Annotated in this window: 12 protein-coding genes and 1 pseudogene; 4 read left to right on the top strand and 9 right to left on the bottom strand. The window is 48.1% G+C overall.

All coding sequences use genetic code 11. The features are described 5' to 3' along the window. The first annotated feature begins 205 nt into the window (after positions 1 to 205). Complete coding sequence (locus ELR70_RS24270; RefSeq protein WP_054016137.1) at positions 206 to 2,716, top strand: M1 family aminopeptidase; 2,511 nt, start codon at positions 206 to 208, stop codon at positions 2,714 to 2,716. A gap of 67 nt (positions 2,717 to 2,783) precedes the next feature. Here ELR70_RS24270 and ELR70_RS24265 read toward each other — a convergent pair whose 3' ends face one another. The 8 genes from ELR70_RS24265 to ELR70_RS24230 form a co-directional block, all read right to left on the bottom strand. Continuing rightward, positions 2,784 to 3,947 carry a fatty acid desaturase gene (locus ELR70_RS24265; RefSeq protein WP_054016136.1) on the bottom strand — a complete coding sequence of 388 codons (1,164 nt, stop codon included), beginning with the start codon at positions 3,945 to 3,947 and terminating at the stop codon, positions 2,784 to 2,786. Positions 3,948 to 3,961: 14 nt separating this feature from the next. Beyond that, a complete protein-coding gene (locus ELR70_RS24260; RefSeq protein WP_054016135.1) occupies positions 3,962 to 4,213 on the bottom strand; it encodes a 2Fe-2S iron-sulfur cluster binding domain-containing protein in 252 nt (83 codons plus the stop codon). Between the two features lie 53 nt (positions 4,214 to 4,266). Beyond that, positions 4,267 to 4,578, bottom strand: coding sequence for an AzlD domain-containing protein (locus tag ELR70_RS24255; protein WP_054016134.1), 312 nt, complete (start codon positions 4,576 to 4,578; stop codon positions 4,267 to 4,269). 10 nt (positions 4,579 to 4,588) lie between these two features. Continuing rightward, positions 4,589 to 5,281 carry an AzlC family ABC transporter permease gene (locus ELR70_RS24250; RefSeq protein WP_054016133.1) on the bottom strand — a complete coding sequence of 231 codons (693 nt, stop codon included), beginning with the start codon at positions 5,279 to 5,281 and terminating at the stop codon, positions 4,589 to 4,591. A 363-nt stretch (positions 5,282 to 5,644) separates the two neighbouring features. After that, on the bottom strand, positions 5,645 to 5,965 hold the full coding sequence (locus tag ELR70_RS24245) for a hypothetical protein (RefSeq protein ID WP_054016132.1): 321 nt from the start codon (positions 5,963 to 5,965) through the stop codon (positions 5,645 to 5,647). Positions 5,966 to 6,044: 79 nt separating this feature from the next. Then, positions 6,045 to 7,664, bottom strand: a complete 1,620-nt coding sequence (locus ELR70_RS24240) for an ATP-binding protein (RefSeq protein ID WP_128064752.1) — start codon at positions 7,662 to 7,664, stop codon at positions 6,045 to 6,047. A 133-nt stretch (positions 7,665 to 7,797) separates the two neighbouring features. After that, positions 7,798 to 9,909: a two-component regulator propeller domain-containing protein gene (locus ELR70_RS24235; protein ID WP_128064751.1), complete on the bottom strand. Its 2,112-nt coding sequence runs from the start codon at positions 9,907 to 9,909 to the stop codon at positions 7,798 to 7,800. 110 nt (positions 9,910 to 10,019) lie between these two features. After that, the gene (locus ELR70_RS24230; protein WP_054016130.1) at positions 10,020 to 10,790 is read right to left on the bottom strand and encodes a hypothetical protein; all 771 of its coding nucleotides are present in this window, start codon (positions 10,788 to 10,790) and stop codon (positions 10,020 to 10,022) included. Positions 10,791 to 10,889: 99 nt separating this feature from the next. Between ELR70_RS24230 and ELR70_RS24225 the strand changes: the two genes are divergently transcribed. The 3 genes from ELR70_RS24225 (at position 10,890) to ELR70_RS24215 (ending at position 15,702) form a co-directional block, all read left to right on the top strand. Beyond that, on the top strand, positions 10,890 to 11,789 hold the full coding sequence (locus ELR70_RS24225) for a response regulator (protein ID WP_054016129.1): 900 nt from the start codon (positions 10,890 to 10,892) through the stop codon (positions 11,787 to 11,789). A gap of 96 nt (positions 11,790 to 11,885) precedes the next feature. Further along, positions 11,886 to 13,076 (top strand): hypothetical protein, encoded by a 1,191-nt coding sequence (locus ELR70_RS24220; RefSeq protein ID WP_054016128.1) that lies wholly within the window; start codon positions 11,886 to 11,888, stop codon positions 13,074 to 13,076. A 439-nt stretch (positions 13,077 to 13,515) separates the two neighbouring features. After that, the gene (locus ELR70_RS24215; protein WP_054016127.1) at positions 13,516 to 15,702 is read left to right on the top strand and encodes a winged helix-turn-helix domain-containing protein; all 2,187 of its coding nucleotides are present in this window, start codon (positions 13,516 to 13,518) and stop codon (positions 15,700 to 15,702) included. A 983-nt stretch (positions 15,703 to 16,685) separates the two neighbouring features. Here the strand turns inward: ELR70_RS24215 and ELR70_RS24210 are convergent. Next, positions 16,686 to 18,193 (bottom strand): annotated as a pseudogene (locus tag ELR70_RS24210) (HD domain-containing phosphohydrolase). Between the last annotated feature and the right edge of the window lie 122 nt (positions 18,194 to 18,315).

The following is an 18,315-nucleotide window of genomic DNA, read 5'->3' as shown; positions in this document are numbered from 1 at the left end:
GTGTCCTGCTTGTTGTTTATTTTGTACCCCAATAAGGATCAAACTACCTCTAGGTGTTTTTATTTGCAACCCGTTGTTAATGTAAATTACACAAATAAGTAAAAATCATGAATGTTTTGGGTACATGCTCATGCTGAGGTGCTTTTATGACGACATGGTTTGGCGTAGTATCAATACATCACAACGGAAGGAATAAATAATAACAATGGCTTATAAATCAGGCGCTGCATCTTTTGTCGTTTTGATGGTGCTGTTTGCGCATTCAGTACTGGCTGCGGACTATCGTATCGCAAAGGCACTTTCAGTCCCTCAACAGCAGATAAAACTGACCATAACACCGGGCGAGCGGACCTTTAGCGGGGAAACAAAATTAACATATCAACTTTCTCAACCTATTGATTATATTGCTTATCATGCCCTTGGTTTAACGCTTGAACAGGTTGAGCTGGCGTATCAGGGCAAACAGCTTTCACTACCTGTGGTCGCCGCAGATGAGTTTGATATTGTCCGCCATGATTTACCTTTTACACTCGAAGAAAGCGCCGAGCTGACCATACGCTTCACCGGTCTGGTTGGCGAGGTGGGCAGCGTGCAGGGCTTATATGAGGTGGGTGGAGACGGTGACCTGACTACTTTGTTTACCCAGTTTCAGGAGATGGAAGCACGCAGGGTGTTTCCTGCCTTGGACGACCCGGGTATCAAAACCACGTTCACCCTGACCTTAGATATTCCCGCCGGATTGCAGGCATTGCACAATACGCGCCCGGTTAAAACCCAGCAACAGGGCAACAGACAGCTGATCCGGTTTGCGCCAACGCCGAAGATCAACACCGATGTGCTGGCACTGGCGGTCGGCGAGTTTAATGCCACTGAGCTTAAAGGTGCGGGCGTGCCGGCCACGGCGTATATGCAAAAAAATGTGCGTCAGAGCGTACCGGCTGAGCTGGGTACGCTTATCCATCAATCGATCAGTTACCTGTCTGACTACTTGAACTCTCCGTTTCCCTATAGCAGGCTCGATTTTTTTATCGCACCCATAGGCACGCTGGCGGGGATGGAAAATGTCAGCCTGATCGCGCTGAATACCAATCAACTGCCCGGTGCGGATGCCAGTCAGGGAGAGCTATGTCGTTTTCGTAAGTTAATTGCCCATGAAGTCGCTCACACCTGGTTTGGTCATAATGTCACGATGCAATGGTACGACGATTACTGGCTGAACGAATCGTTTAGTGAGTTTTTTGCTGCCAAAGCGGTGGCGCATTATTACCCGGACAATAACACCTGTACCTATACCCCTCAGATCAGGGCTTTTGATGGTGATAATCACAGTGCCCCGGCACTGAAACGCATCGTCAGAGACCGGACTGATAATGAAGGTATCGGTGGGCTGTATTATACCAAAGGCCGAGCGCTGCTTAACATGTTGGAGGCTCACGTTGGTGACACCACATTCAAACAGGTGATGCGCCAATATGTCGAAGCGCATCAGGGCGGTCATGCGACGACGGCCGATTTTAGCGGGTTATTTCCCAAGTCACTGCGCGTTGATGAAATAGTAAACTCTTATCTGACCCAGCCGGGCTATCCGCTGATCACACTGAGCAAGCAAAATGACAAGTTAGTGCTGTCGCAGCAAAGCTTTCATGACGATACAGGCAGGCGCTGGACGACCCCCTTGCAGCTTAAGTTCTGGGATGGTCATAGAATCAGAACCCAGCGACTTATCTTGTCTGAAGCGGCAATGTCATTGCCACAGGTGGGCGCGCAGGATGCCATACTGATTGACCCAGCAGGGGTGGGATATTTTCGTCATATTGATCGCTCCGCTAACCCACGGTTTCCGGTAGATCAGCGCATCATGGCCGACAGACTGGCAGATATGGACAACCAGGAAGCGCTGACCAAAACGGGTTTGCTGGGCTATACCCACTACATTCAGGGACTGATCGAGTTGTTATGCACTCAGCCCGCGGATAGCCTGGAGGCCAGTAAAGCGCTGGATATACTCAAGGATGCGTTCGTCGCTCAGGTCCCCGCGCATTTACAGCCTCAGTTTGTGGGTTTTTTGGCGCAGCGTTTACCAAAACAGCGTCCGTGGCAGGCGCTGATCACGCAAAGTACAGGTGGCAGCTGGCTAGAGCTTTATGGGCTGTACCTTAAATCACCCGAAGCGATCGGATTTGCCCGTAAGTATGCTGCCAGCAGGCCGCTTGCTCAGCTCCAGCATCGCGCCAGTGTGTTACGGGTACTGGCCAAAAACAGCAGCAATGACGAATATCAGGACTTATTAAAGTTGTTCAGCACAGATAACCGCCCGATACAGGAAGATCTGTTGGATTCGCTGGGATATGTGGCGAATGCACAGCAAGTGTCGCTGTTTTATGATTTTTTGCTCAGTGAGGCCACACGCAGTTTTGTGATCGACTATCGCTTTCAGTTTCCGGCATTCCAGCCCCGGCTGAGACCCGTTGCAGCCAGATATATGCAGCAACACAAGGCACAGATCCAGGCGCGGATCCCCGATGACCAGTTACAGTGGTTCCCGTATAACTTTATCACCGGATGCTCAGAACAAGACACAGCCCTGCTCAGACGCACTTTTGCTGACTGGCTCACAGTAGCAGGCCTGGAAAAGAAACTGGCGATTGTAGAGGAGCATATTCGCAGTTGTCATCGCGATACCCGTAAAGCCCGGGATGATATTGCCGCAATGTGAGATGGTCTAAAACGGAACCAGTGCAGTGGTGAAGAGAGCCGCTGCACTGGTTTCGGATAGCCAGAAGTTAAGATCCCCGGGCCTCTTTTGAATAGCTATTGAAGTCTGAAATGTAATTAGGGTCTTTTTCTGACACTACCCCGAACACATGCTCTATGGCGTTATGGATCCCCCAGATATCTATGTACTCAGGCTCACCGTCAGCAAGGTTATACAGCGCTTTTTCGCGGTTATATCGCGCATTTACCCAGTCAAAACACAGCGGTTTGCGGTGATGGTAATCGTGCTGAGGTAAGTCACCTACCAGAATGAACAGGCGCACAGGCAGATGGTAAAACAGCTGCACAAAATACCATTTCAGTTTGCTGATGAAGCCTTTTTCCGGATATTTTGAACCACAAAAGCGTCCCCACGAAATATCGCTGTAGAAGTAAGGGTCTTCCAGCAGGTCTTCTGTGCTCTTAATGTTATTTTCAAACCAGGCGTGCTCACTGCAAATCTCTATGAAAGCACTGATCTGATATAAGAACACCACAGGCACGATAAAGGCGAAGAACAGGGCGCTAAAGCCACCGGTCAGATAATAAGGTACGGCCAGCAAGGCGGCAATGTAGGCGATAGACAGCAGGCTTCGGATGCTGCGCTCAGCGCTGATATTGTAGCCCAGGCGAGTAATAAAGAACGACAGGTGGAAAATTGGCGAGAAAATACTGATAAAGAAATTCAGATACAGGTTCTGCTTTTTCGCACCTAAGTCTATACCAAATACTGAGAAAAACTGCACGATAGGGTCATACTTTGTCGCAAAGGTCAGTGGACCATGATGGATCTTACAGTGGTCGACCTTATAGGTTTCATAATCCTGAGTCAGCATGAGCAGCGTCACAAAGTCGCCTAATAACTTATCAAACAGGCCGTTACCACTGAGTCTCTCGTGAACGCTCTGGTGGAGAATAACCGCCGCCATTCTGCGGGTAGAAAACACCAGACCAGCCCAGCACAGCAACATGATGCCAATGCTCTGATCGGCAACCTGATTGTAAAAGCCACCGATATAGGAAAGAAAGAAAACAGCCAGCACAAACGCAACGTACAGTGTCCAGTGTAGTTTAAATAGTGGCTTCTGCCCGGCGCATGGTTTGCCGGTAAGCCAGGTGGCGACCGCTTTTGGGATAAGAGTACGGTTGTATGATTCTCTGATTAACGCACTCTGCTCTTTATTTAGTTTCATTGTCTTAGTTCACTCTACTGAATAATTTCAATGTCTGATTTTGGATAGCTTTGGCATGCCAGATAACCACCGGCATTGGGATTGCTTTCAACTTCACCTGATACCAGGTGATAGCGACACTGGCCACATTCGCCCGAGCCGCAGCTGTATTTGAAATTGATTTCATTGGAGCGCAAGATGGTATCCAGGATGGTCTTACTTTCCTTTCCTTGCACCTGTGAGTTGTTCACTTTTATGGTGAACTTTTTGCTTCTTTTAAAAAACATACTATCTCCTTTAGCTTAATGCTGTGTTTTAAAGTTGCTTCAATAAGTTGTTGTCAGAGCATGGTTTTTAGAGAAAAGAACACCCCCATACTGGCCAGTACAACGAATAAGGTATTTTTTACCAGCAGGCTTAACACGACAGCGATAATACCGGCCAGTAAAAAGGGGTTGGTGATGTCCTCGCTCGACAAGGCTACCTCGCCAAATACAATGGGTGCCGCCATAGCGGTTAAAATGCAGGGCGCTGTAAAACTCAAAAAGCGTTGCACTCGCAGGTCGAGCTTGATGGGCAGCTTTTCCATAAAAAAGGCGTAACGCATGAAAAAGGTGATTAAAGCCATTAACAGGATCAGGTCATAACTCATTGTTGCGCTCCTACAGTGCTTCTTTGTCCAGGCTATATCCCACAACCATACCGATCAGTGCTGAGAGCAGCAGGTCATTGGGTACTTCGAGTTTGTGAAACAGCACCGCGCAAAACGTCGATACCAGGACTGCGACTAACACTGGGGATGATTTGATGTTGGGAACTACCATAGCGATAAAGGTTGCGGCAATGGCAAATTCCAGTCCCAGACTTTCGAGGTTGGGAATACTGGTGCCGGCCACAATGCCCGCCAGCGTAGACAAATTCCAGATAACATAGAAGGTGGCCCCTGAAATCAGCGCGTAATCCAGTGGAAAGCGCCCCAGCTCTTTGCGTTTGTTTTCCGTGACCGCAAACATTTCATCGGTGAGTAAAAAGGCCATAAGCATCTTATGATGCAGTGGTAGCGCAATGGCGCTGTTACGAAAGGTGGCGGAATACAGCAGGTGGCGTGAACTGATCACTGCTGTGCTGCCCAAAATAGTGGCGACCCCACCGCTGGCACCGACTATGGTCAGAGAGGAAAGTTGTGCCGCACCGGCAAACACCAGCAGTGACATTAATTGGGATTGTAAAGGACTCAGCCCCACTTGTATTGCCAGTGAGCCACATAAAATGCCCCAGGGGATCACGGCAATAGACAGGGGTAGAATATCAAAAAATGCGGCCAGCCTGAGTGATCTGGCTGGCTGTGTACTCATCGTTCGCTCCGTGCTCATGGTGTCTACCTAACTTGTTTATGAATGTAACAACCTAAGCGGACCACGATCATGACTGAACGGCTTTATTTCGCTGAGGTTGATGATCTTTGCTGTTTTTTTGCGGGAGAATGTACCCTGAATAGAACCCGAGTGCAACAATAATTACCCAGAAATAAAACAAAATATTTTCAATGTTGCAATATTTTTATTATTGTGTTTTTTGAAGTGTGAGCGGTTTTGTGTTTTGTAAGAAAAATTTAATTTAAATAGATACTTACAAGTAGTTTTTTGGGGCGTTTATTCGGAGTCTGAACTGCTTAAAGGAGGGCCAAACAAGCTGTAATGATGCCAGGCCCGGTGAGGTTAATAGTCTTGATACAAATAATGGATCTTCTGACTTTTGTCTGGCTCGCAGGAAGAATAGCCAATCTTGATTATTGTCCCGGTTGCAGCAGCCGACAGCAGCATGGCAGTATTAATGTCAGCGGCACCATCAGACAGTTCGTAGTACCAGTAGGTGTTACCATTGTTTGCGTCTCTTTTGCATTCATCTCCTTTCAGTCGAAAGTTGACTCTTGTCTCGGTGGGGTAGATACGTTCAATCATGCCCACTCCCTTTGCTGCCATTGCCGATGGTGCAAGTGGCAGTAACAGCGAAAGTGCTAATATCAATTTGGTATTCATTGTTGAGTCCTTTTATCCGGATAAGTAGGTTGTTACTTTTTAACGTGCCGTTTTTGTCGTCAAGCTGGTTTAAACGATGTCATTCGGCTCTTTCAAGGGTGTTTGGGAGCACTATGGTGTAGCGACATCCTTGACCTGCCTCACTGTGGCACTCTATGGTGCCTTTGAGCTTTTGAGTGATTATATTAAAGACTATGTGCATCCCAAGTCCAGTGCCACCGTTGCTGCGTCGGGTGGTATAAAAAGGCTCGAAGACTTTGCCGAGGGTATCTTCACTCATGCCTGCACCGTCATCGGACACAACCCAGATGATCTGATCCTCGCTGACAGTGAGCGAAATGCTGACTGTGCCGGGTTGGCTGCCCTCATCAAAGCCATGTTTAATGGCATTATCCACCAGGTTTGTCAGGATCTGGGCTATGGCACCAGGGTAGGTCGACATTCTGGCTTCACTGGGAAAGTCGGTTTGCACTGAGACCTGAGTATGCTTCCACTTAGGGTGCAAGCTGGTTAGTACGTCGTTCAGATAGTCTGGCAGATTAATGGTGCTTAGCTCTTCAATGGACTGGTCGACAGCCACCTGTTTGAAGTTTTTGACTAACTGAGCCGCACGATTCAGGTTGGACTCGAGCAGTTGCAGGCTTTCTTTCAGCAAAGCCATAAACTGTTCTAGATTGTCTTTGGTCAGTTTGCCGGTGGCCAGCTTTTGCTCGCATTCCGAGAGCGCTTTACTGGCATAAGAACCTGCGGTAATGCCAATGCCCAAAGGCGTGTTGATCTCATGGGCAACGCCAGAAACCAGCCGGCCAAGTCCCGCCATTTTCTCCTGCTGGACTAACTGTTGCTGGGTTACTTTGAGATCTTCATGAGCGGTTTGTAGTTGCTCAAAGGTGCTTTCCAGTTGGGCAACAGAGTCGGCATTGGCCAGTGCGATGGCTGTGTAGTTAGCTATGGTACGTAACATTTGCACGTCGTTGTCGCTAAACGCATGTGGCTGAAAACTTTGCACGGTTAAGCAGCCTATGATCCGGGTATCAATAATCAATGGCAGATAGATCAGAGATTCACTCTCGGCGCCGCTGACCGGTGGTGCAATGTGATTAACATAGCGAGTAAGCTCCGATATCTGATTAACCCAGAGCGCCTTTTGATGGGTGACACACCATACTGCCGGGCGTTGGGTGTCGGACAGAGCATATTCAAAGGCGGGTAGTTTTTGTCCTTTTTCAATGGCAAGCTGACAAGAAATTCGCTGATTCGGCTCATCGAGGATCCCAACGACAAACACATCTGCAACCATCAACTCATTGACATGTTTGTACACCCGCTCAAGGACGGAAGATAAATCCAAGGTGGAAGTGATGTCTTTGCCTATGGTGCCCAACATAGAAATGTTTTCAGTGCGTGAGTGCACCAGCTCATCCAGTGCGATCTGTTGCTGTGTCAGTTCACGGATCCGCCATAGGTAGGCCAGGTATAGTAGTGCAGCGAGCAGAAGTATACACGCTATTCGGAACCATAGAGTTTCATACCAGGCCGGCAACTGGGTGACACTCATGTTGATCTGGTGTTCACTCCATTGTCCCTTACGATTGGTGCCTTTGATCCTGAGCTGATACTGCCCGGGTGGCAGTCGGGTGTAGGTGATATGACGTTTGCTGGCATCCACCTGGATCCAGCTTTCATCATATCCCGTCAATTGATAGGCATAGCGGTTGCTTTGTGGGCGGTGTAATCCAGCGCAGCAAACTCGACAGAGAAACTGCGGGCATCGGGAGGCAGGATTAATTTATCAGTCATGGTAATCGGTTGATTGTTGACGGCAAGCTCACTTATGACCAGTGGGGGCTGGTAAGTCCAGGGTACCCAGCGTTCAGGGCGTAGTAGCAGGATACCTTTTGTGCCTCCAAATAATAACGTGCCGTCACGTAACTTAGTGTATGACCCTGTCCACATGGTGCCAGTGTCCCAGTCATCGGCGACACCCAGATCCTCAAATCGGCGGTTGTCTGGGTCCAGCCAGCCATAGCCGTTCCAGATCCGCCCTTGTGTGTCTTCCAGCAGGTTGCCTGCGGTACCGGTGGGGCGATCCACCAGTTGATCCAGAGACTCGAACTCGGCAAATTCCTTGTCATAGCGGACCAGTCTGTCGAGTCCATGGGGGTGGCAACAAGTAGCCGTGCCTCGCTGTCGACGAGTAAACTGCTGATATAGTTGTCTGACAGCGTATCTGTGGTTCCATTGTGTGTGCTGATCTCAGTGATGGTTTTTTCTTTCAAATCCAGTGTAAACAGGCCATTTCGGGTGCCAATCCATAACTGCTGAGGGGCCAGGTAGGCCATGGTCAGTACGGATTTACCCTGCAAAATTTCATGATTGGCAAAGGAGGTCAGTGGCTGTAGCTGACGTGTGCTGATATCCATCAGAGCCAGGCCTTCACCCGTGCCAACCCAGAGTTGTCCTGTGGGTGTTTCCTGTAATGTGACCACCTGATATCCTGGCAGGCCGTCTGCCCTAGTGTAACGCGTAAAGCGCTGAGTTTTAGGGGAAAAATGGTGTAGCCCTTTATTAGCTGTGCCAACCCAGATGCTGCCATCATAGGTTTGGCGTATCACTCTGGCATAGCCTTCGGCAAGCTTACTGGGGTCGGCAGGATCCGGATGGTGGCTGGTTATTACACCAATCTCCGGGTCAATGACATCGATCCCTGTTTGAGCATTTCCGACCCAGATCTCGCCATTGCTCAGCTCGGCAAAACTTCTCACATCCACATGAGTGAGTGAATGAGGATGCCACAGGCGTCTGACAAAGGTTCTGAACGCGTCATTATGTGGATTATGTCGATTGAGCCCGTTGCCCCAGGTGCCTGCCCAGATTAACCCAGATGCATCAACGAGCATGGCACCCATAGAATCAAGGTTGATACTGTAGGGGTTGAGCGGGTCGTGACGAATATGGCGGATCACCGTGCCATCGGAGGCGTTTACCACAGTGATCCCACCTCCGGATGTACTCAGCCAGATCTCTTTGTCGCTGGGTTGGACAATGCCGTTCACCCAGTGATGGCTGAGGCTGCTCGGGTCATTGGGACGATGGGTAATGCGCGTCACTTCGGGGGAGCCCGGAGAGAAAAAGGCGGCCCCGTGATCTGTGGTGCCCACCCAGATGGTTTGATTGGCCCCCTGAAACAAACGAAACACATTCTGACCGTTGAACGCCACCTGCGTTTCTCCTGTCAGAGGCTGGTGCCAGTCTGCCTGCTCTGCTGTGTCAAACGCAGGTAAAGTGATGCGGCATAAGCCGGTTTTACTGCCAAGCCAGAGCGTGTTTTTCCCCATCAGCAAGACGGAGCGCAGACGCGGTATTTGGAGCACCGTGTCACATCCTTGTATGGTCAGCCGTGTCACGTCACTGGTCCGGGTATCAATATGGTTGAGTCCATTGTCCGTGGCAACATACACATTGCCCTGATTGTCACCGGTTAACGATCGAACGGTATTGTGAGACAGGCTTGTTGAATCAGCGCGGTTATGTTCAAAGCGCTTAAAAGCGTTGTATTGCGGGTCGTATACCGAGACGCCGTCTGAAAAAGTTCCTATCCAGATCTTACCATCTTTGGCGGCCCATAAAGCACGCACAAAATTGCCTGATAAGGTGGTTTCAGCATTTGGCTCATGCTGAAACGGTGTAAATCGGTATCCATCGTGGCGGATCAGGCCAAATTGCGTGCCTATCCAGATAAACCCCTGGGGATCCTGTACCAGAGCTGTAACAACCCCTTTTGGGATCTGTTCGTTGTCGCCTATGGTCTGAAAGATTAACTCACCGAGGTCAAAAAAGGTGGGATTTGTTTGTGGTGCAGACGTTGCTTGCCTGGCTGATATCGGGCAGAGATATAGCAGCAGACAAATCAGAATGAGTTTAGGACAGAGCAAATTATTCACTTACATTCCTCAGTCGCAATCCCTTAAGGTGATACCAATCGGTTGTTATCCAGTATAGATGAGCTGTCTGTGGTTGCACGATTGTGAGCGGTTTCATGGCGCGGCTCTGGTTACTCAGACTTAGTTTGTTTAATGGCTTCGAGATAGCGACTTTCTACAAAGCTCTTCTCTTTACTGAGGTGTTTTAGTTTTTGTTGGGTTTGGTCAAGTTCCGCTTTCAGGGCTGCCACCTCGGCGCTGCTGTTGTCTCCTTCATGTTCGACCGACAGTTGATCTATCAGTTGATTCTGTTCCTCGATTTGCCGTTTATATTGATTAAGTAAAGTTTGGGTTTGCTGGTCGCTCATTGCATTGGCGGATGCGCCCGTTCTGTCTTGCTTAAGCTGTTCCAATTCTTCCTGTAACTGAGTATTTGCCTGGCGCAACGTGTCGGCAGACTGGAATTGATGCTCGAGTTTGGAGCTGACATGGCGCAGTTTTTTACCGCTGTTATCCAGTTCGCCCTTCAGGCGCTTGATCAGTTTATGAGAGCGAATGAGCTTTTTATTTAATTCATTGATTGACCCCTGCTCTTCTTTAGTAATGTGATCTGCAGTGGATGCGCGGATCTGGGAGAGCTGATTCTCGAGCGTCATTTGCACCTGCAAAAGTTCCGCAATGGTTTTACTGTGCTGCTGGGTAAACTGGCTGGCCCGGGTCACCGATTCGCGGCACTGTGCAAGCAGTTCGTCGTTGTCTGGCGAGGCTTGTTTGTGGTTTAAAAAAGTCCCGGCAAACTGGCGAAACTCTCTTAAAATCAATAACAAAATATAGAACCAGGCAGCCAGGATCAGCAGCCCGACATTCAGCGCTACGTATTGGTAAACTTCGAGAGGAACCATAAGCTGTGATACGCCGCTTTTGTTTATCAATGAGATAAGTTTAGTTTTCGTTGAAAATTCTGCCTATACTTAACAAGAATAATTGCGTTAGGGTAAAGAGTGAAAGTTCTGATCGTTGACGATAGCCATGCGACTTGTGAAATCATCCGGCGTGCTTTACAGCAGTTTGAGTACCGAAAGCTGTTTTTGCGCTGTGCCAGCCGTGTGGATGATGCACTGGAGCAGATTGATAGCTGGCAGCCGCAGATCATCCTGACTGACTGGCATATGCCCGACAAAACAGGCATTGAGCTGCTTGAAACTCTGCGCGTTAGCCACCCACAGCTGCCGGTAGCTATGATATCTACAGTTGATGACGCAGCACAGATAGAATATGCCAACTCTTTGGGCTGCGCGTTTTTTCTGTCCAAACCCTTTAGCGACGATGCACTGCGTAGCGCGATTATGCCTCTGGTGCTGGAGCTCGAGGCCAATGAAGTGATTGCAGAGGATGAGGCGGTGCCGCTCAGAGAAGAGCTGGCATTACCAAAAACCGATATGCTGGAGCGCCTGATGCAGAAAAACATCAGCGACTCACTGATCTTAAAACCCATAAAGGCGCAACAGCTGGATGAAAGCAAAGTCCCCTGTGTGATGGTTGTGTATGCAGAGCGTGGCAGCCAGAAACCACGGGTAATTGGGGTGCTGGATGTATACGCAGCCTGTGTGTTAGCCAGTAGTTTGCAAGTGATCCCACAAGAAGAAGCACATAATGCCATTCATTTAAATCAGGTGAATCCGGAAATCATGACGGCCTGTAAAGAGGCATTGTCTAAAACGGCCTATGCATTTTTGGATAAACAAAGCAAAATGAGCCTGTTTGTCCGAAGTTGCACTTTTTTATATCAGCGTCATCCCAAGCTAGAACGTTTGTATCAGTATCCACTCGATAGCCGCCTGGACTTGAGCTGTGAGCGCGAAGGTATGGCGCAGGGGAAAATGCTGATTGTCGGGGTTTAACATCTGGGTGAATCAATCCGCAATCATGAACGCGTGCTGCTCTTCTATGGTTCTATCGCAAAGCAACGGAATAACTCACTGTCCGCGGGAGGGACGATGATTTTTAACACTGTCGCAGTAAAGCACTGGCTACACCGCTTTTTAATGTTCGCAGGGTTGAGCTGTGTTTTAACCGGATGCACCGCAGTCAATGAGCGCTCGCCCGAAGCTGCTTTGTTACATCGTTATGTCGACAACCAAAATGGTATCGACGGGCTGGATAATGTACGACGTCTGCTATTTGATGAGTCCCGCAAAGTGCTGTATGCGGTCAGTGCGGATGATGACTCTCTGGCGGCATATCGCGTTGCTGACGACGGGACCCTGACGATGTTGGATATGATCTCTGGCAGTAAGGCACAGGGCATGTTGGTGGGGGCAACGGATATGATATTTTCTGGTATGAACCGGGACATTCAGGTGGTCAGCTTCTACAGTGGTGCGGTTGCACAGTTTCGCTTGCAGCGTGATGATAAACTGGTTTTGCTTTCTTATTTATCCGATCGGATAGATGCGAAGCGGGTATTCAGGCAGGGTGAGCCAATCACACCCGCCGAAGACCGGCTGGCACTGTTGGGTCCATATGCGATTGCGGGTAATGCCGATGGTGTTAGTTATGTTGCTGCCAATGTGTCGCAGGCTATAGTTCAACTTACGTCAAAGGATCAGTTGCGTGCCGGTCAAACCGTGCGGTCTGAGCAGGTGAGCGCATTGGGCGGAGCTGTCTCAGTTGCTTTATCTGACAGAGACCGCAAAGTGGCTGTTGCTGGTATGCAGGCCAATCAGGTGGCTATCTTTGATGGCTCTGACGCACAGTCGCTTGAGCTGCGACAAATATTGCCGTTAGCACATCAAGAGGCACTGACCGAGCCCATGTATGTGGCTTTTGTGCCACAGACCGAGGTGCTGCTGGTGGCACAAAAACAAGGGGTATTGGTTTATAGTCCGGATCCACAGGGCCAATATAAACGCTCTACTGAGTTAAAAGGGCCTGCTGACGAGACATTGCCAGCTATCACTCGGCTGGTCTTTGATCCCACTGGACAATGTATGCTGGCTCTGTCGGAGTCGACCGGCCAGGTTTACACCTTTTCCCGCATACAGGGTGAACAATGGCAGCTTTTAGCTCTGCTTGATGCGCAGGGAGCACAAGCGCCCACTTCTGCTGTGTTTATCTCACCTGATAAGGTTGCACTCAGTTTTGCCCTTAGCGATGCAGTATATATCTATGCGAATGTGTGTGACTGAGTATTACATTTTGCCTTGCAAATGAGAGTGGGTGTGCTCTTGATGAGGTTAGACTTCTTTCTCCTTGCTATCTGGTGAGGGCTTTATTGGGGCGCTTGGTGCAACAAACTGGTTGGTGAGAGAAACGAAATGTTTTGGATTATTTATGCGCTTAAATACGGTTTTATATATAGAGTTGCGTATTTTGAAATAGTTAGACACACTTGAAATAAGTTTTAACGTTCACTGAAATGTGTTTGGCAGGTTTTAGTTGAACTTGCTCTTTCTTACCTGCTAATCTTGTCAATTGTGACGATTTGAAATTGTAAAATACTATTATCATTGAAGTAATGCTTGTCTGTGGTGCTTGCAAAAGCACTCAACGTATTGTTGTTATACTGGGTCAGGCGGCCTTCTCGCCCATCAATAATTGGAATTTTGACCACTTTGATTGGATGCCATGTCTTCGCTAAAAGAGATTAAACTGACAACACTCGGGGCGTTTGTTCTGGATCTCGGCGATCAGGTTCTATACCGTGATGCCAAAGAGGTTGCCATTGAACCTAAGGTCATGGCGTTGTTGCTGTATCTGTATGAAAATCGAGACAGATATGTGAGCATCGAAGAATTACATCAGCAAGTTTGGTCAGATCGCATCGTCTCTGATACCGCCGTACGTAGTGCCGTAAAGAAACTCAGATTGATCCTGGGAGACAGCGATATTGCGAACGCGCGTTATGTAAAGTCGGTTTCTAAACGGGGTTATAAACTGGTCTGTGAGGTTGCGCCCGTTGATAGTCTTGAGCCAGACGAGGTGCCACCCAATGAAGCACCAAGCAATGAGTCATCACCCAGGGACACCACTGATAGTGTAAAAACGCCACCTGATCCAAACCCCGACGCTTCTGAGCAACCTCCTGAGTCTGACAAATCCGCTGGTAACAGATGGTTTACTACCTGGCTGGTGTTTGCCACGGTGTTGGCGATGGTGGTGGGTTGGGTAAAGTATGATGCAATTAGCACCTTTATCAAGGAAACTCAGGTGGTGAAGGTGGCCGATTTAGATCAGATTACGTCTTTCAATGGTGAAAAGCTGGATATTTCGGTTTCCAGCGATGGCCGTTATGTGGCTTTCAGCGGTCGTACATCGATAGAGGACGATCGTCAGGTATATATTTTTGATAGACAAAATAGCACCACCAGGCAGCTGACATATAATGCAGAGAATGTTGTTAATGTACAGTTTGCTCAGAATGATAAAGTATTAGTGTATACAGATTCTATAGACGGAAACACTGCCTTACGTTTGCTTCCACTGACCATGGCAGAACCGGAGCAGGGTCAGATAACCTTGCTTGAAGGTGTTGAGTCTATCGGTGACCTTTCACAAGGGCGACACCCTTCAGAAGTGCTGTTTCCCATGATCCCAGCCGGGGCGGGAGATAGCATGCTTTACGCACTGGATCTGCAGTCTCGCCAATACTCTCGATTATTCACTCTCAGTGAGCCTAATGAGATCCTTTATCATGCCAGTATATCTCCTGACCTACGACAGCTAGCTGTGTTAAAAGAAGGTCAGGGGCATTATCACGTGGTGCTGCTAAACCTCGAAAATAGAGAGGAAACACTGATATATAGCAGGAAGGCACCCATTCGCCACGTGGAATGGAAAAACCTGCATGCCTTATTACTCCTGGGCAGAACAAGTCTTATTCAGCTTGAGCTGGAGTCGGGGGAAGAAGTCAGGCTCATTGAGGACAAAGAGACACTGCTACGCTCAATGGATTCGCACAATGGGACCGATATTTTCCTGACTAAACGAGCGTTGACCCGGGCAAATCGTTTGTATCTGGAGCAATCGCTAGGGGCACAGAAGCAGGTTTTGAATATCATTGATGCACAGCCTCAGATTGTGAACATGTACTATGATGAGACCTCAGATGCGCATAAGTGGGTGTTACTCCTGCAAAATGAGATCTTTACAATAGGTCGGCTGTCACTCGATACACGTAAAGTAGAGCCTTATTTGGTTAGTAAAGAAGTGCTGGAGCTGTTAAGTATTTCTCATACCGCCAAAGGCATATTGCTGAAGCAAGGGGGCAAATTAGCACTCTTATCTATGGAAGACAGGCAGGTTGAATACATCACTTCCTCATCAGAAGTTACCAGCGATGCTGTGTTTAGTATGGACAACCAGCACATTTACTATGGAGTAAATGTCGCCGGGGAATGGGAAATACAGCGTTACAGTATAGAGACTAAAATGAGTACTTTACTGCTGCCTGAGTACCGCTCTATTCGCCCGGTTGGCGATGGCTATATAGCAGCTAAAGCAGCCCCGGGTGATGGCCCACTCTATTACTTTAGTGATTTGGACAGCGATGCAATCGCCCTTAATCATAAAATCGACTTCAGATACATTTGCCGCTGGTATGTCAGGGGGGATCTTGTTATCTGGAGTACGTTTGATACCCGAAAAACTTACCTTCATACACTAAACTGGCGTACCGGTGAATATAGCCAAGACGCACATCGTATTTACGCATTTTACCCCACCATATCCACAGATGCTGCAGGCAGTAAGGTCTTAGCCTTATCTGTACAAATAAATGACACTGCTGTTGTCGGAATGACAATAAAGCACTAACATAGATCCCTGAAAGAGGTCCTCTTTCTAATAACTATTATTGGCCTCTATCTGTACTTTACCCAATCAAATAAAAGGATCATCATTTTGACTAAAGCAATTAAAAGCATTGTCTATGCATTGACTGTGGTATGCGTATCAATGGCATCGTCGACCGCCGAGGCTTCCAAGGAAGATGATTATGGCCCAGTAAAAGAATGTAAAAGCGCGACTATTTGTGAGTGGCCCTGGGATTTGTTTAATACCAAGAGATAGTGTTGTTATTTTTTTTAAATAAATAAATGAAATAAGCCTTTGATTTAAAGGCTTATTTTTTTGGTTATAAAAAAGAGATGTAACAGTTGTTTCGAAACTTGAGATAAATTTTTATAGTTTTGACCGAGTTAACAACAACCGGACAAGGACTGATGAATGGTTGTAACTAAGTCTGTTATCTGGCGCAGTTTGCCAGCACAACCAAGGGAGGTAAGTGATTGACAGGCAATACTTCTTGCAAGGAAAGGAAGGAGTAGGTGCCAGGCCCCGAAGGAGCGAGAAAGGAGTGCCTGGTGTTAGCTCAGGACGTACTGTAGAGTTATTGTGTAGTTAATTCGAGTGCGTCTGTTGCGTATATTGCAACATGCAGGTGGAATAATAACAATAATAAATAGATCTGGACCAACACAAGGAAAGCAACAGGATGGTGTTGGAAACATAGGGTGAGCACCTGCCGCCCGTAGTTATGTGTCCCAGATGTTCACAAGGAAAGGTCGATGATGATCAAGGATGAGTACCAGCGGTGCAGTGGTCCTACTGCTGCTGCATCGCTGGTTAGATTCATCAATACACTTCGCAGGATACCCGTGCTGTAACAGGAAGATTGTATTCCGTACTAAACAATAATAACAATAAATATGTTACCCCTGGATATAGGGCCGCAGAGATAACAAGTCGTCACAGCTACATTGTCAATGCACACCATTATTGGCAGTTATTTTTCGGCCCTATTTTTTCTCATACCCAGGGATTTTTTCGTGTATTACCTCATCGATTTGCTCTGGCTTGAGAAACTGCTGTGCGTATTTTAAATACACCTTAGAGCTGACAAACACATCGAATAAGTCGGGGTCTATATGATCACCCAATTTCATTTTTCCCATGATGAACAGGCACTCACTGAGTTTTTTTGCATCTTTATAGGGGCGATCTGCAGCCGTCAGTGCTTCAAAAATATCCGCTATTGCCATGATACGAGCCGGAACGGACATCTGCTCACGGGTCAGTCCCCTTGGGTAGCCTGTGCCATCCATTTTTTCATGATGCCCCCGGCAAATTCCGGAACACGACGCAAATGCTTGGGAAAGGGTAATGCTTCTAACATTTCCAATGTGATGTCCATATGGCGATTTATGATTTGCCTTTCTTCTGCGGTTAAAGTGCCACGTGCAATACTGAGGTTATATACCTCATTTTCACTGAGTAAGGGGTGTATGTCGGTACCGATCCTTACTGTGGTTTGCTCAGCAATCTGTGCTACTCGCTGTTGGTCCTCTTCGCGCATAAACTCACCGCCGATATTGGCGTGGCGTAAGAATTGACGATCTTGTTCTAATTGAGCCAGTTTCTCGTCCAGTTCCGCGCTCAGGTGGCATACCTGTGCTGCATCACCATCGCGCTCATAGCGCAAAATACGTTTCGTGTAGTCTAGTTCGAGATCGCGCTTTGCAATTTCTATCCGGGCATCTACGAGTGCAATACGATCATGGACGGATTCTAACTTTGTCGCTTTATCCATAACATATTCTGGGATGGCGATTTTACCACAATCATGCAACCACCCCGCCAAAGACAGTTCGGTTCGATCGGCTTCGGTCATTGAAAAATCCGCCATTGGGCCTGATTGCGTTTCATGGACTGCTTGTGCAATCATCATGGTGAGTTCCGGAACTCGCCGACAATGTCCGCCGGTGTAGGGAGACTTTTCATCAATGGCTTTTGCAATCAAGCGGGTAAAAGCTTGGAACAAAATTTCCATGCCATCTATCAATTGCCGGTTGGTTAATGCAACGGCAGCAAGCGCACCGATAGAGCAGAGCATCTCGGTCTGTTGGGCAGAGAAAGGGACGATTTCTCCTTTGCTATGCGGGTTGATCAGTTGCAGCACACCATTGAGTTCATTCTCGTGATTGAGTAACGGGATCGTGAGCACGGACTGAGTGTGGTAGCCCGTTTTGGCATCCATGGCTCGGGCTGCGGACAAGTCGTACTCACTGCACTGATACACATCATCAATGCGGATCACCTCCCGCTTTGCAGCTGCCAGTGCTACCAAAGCACTCTCATTGCATTGACCGTTTTCGAGATAAATGGGTATTGGCGCAAACGGGATAGGTTGATTTGATGTGCCACCCATATGAAGGTCCAAGGGTCCATTGATGAGAGTCGCAAAGTGCAGCTGCATATCGTCGGACACTGAATATATCGTGCCACCGTCTGTGGCGTTTAGTTCCATAGCGGATAGCAGGATGTTTTCAAGTAGTCTGTTGGTGTCGTGTTCTGATGCCAGTTCGATTGCCAATTTAAGCAAGTGCTGTAACGCTACCTGTGAGCCTGCCTGCTCAAACTTATTTGCAA

It is taken from the genome of Pseudoalteromonas sp. R3, from assembly GCF_004014715.1.
Taxonomy (GTDB): Bacteria; Pseudomonadota; Gammaproteobacteria; order Enterobacterales; family Alteromonadaceae; genus Pseudoalteromonas.
This window is presented reverse-complemented; position numbering and strand designations above follow the sequence as displayed.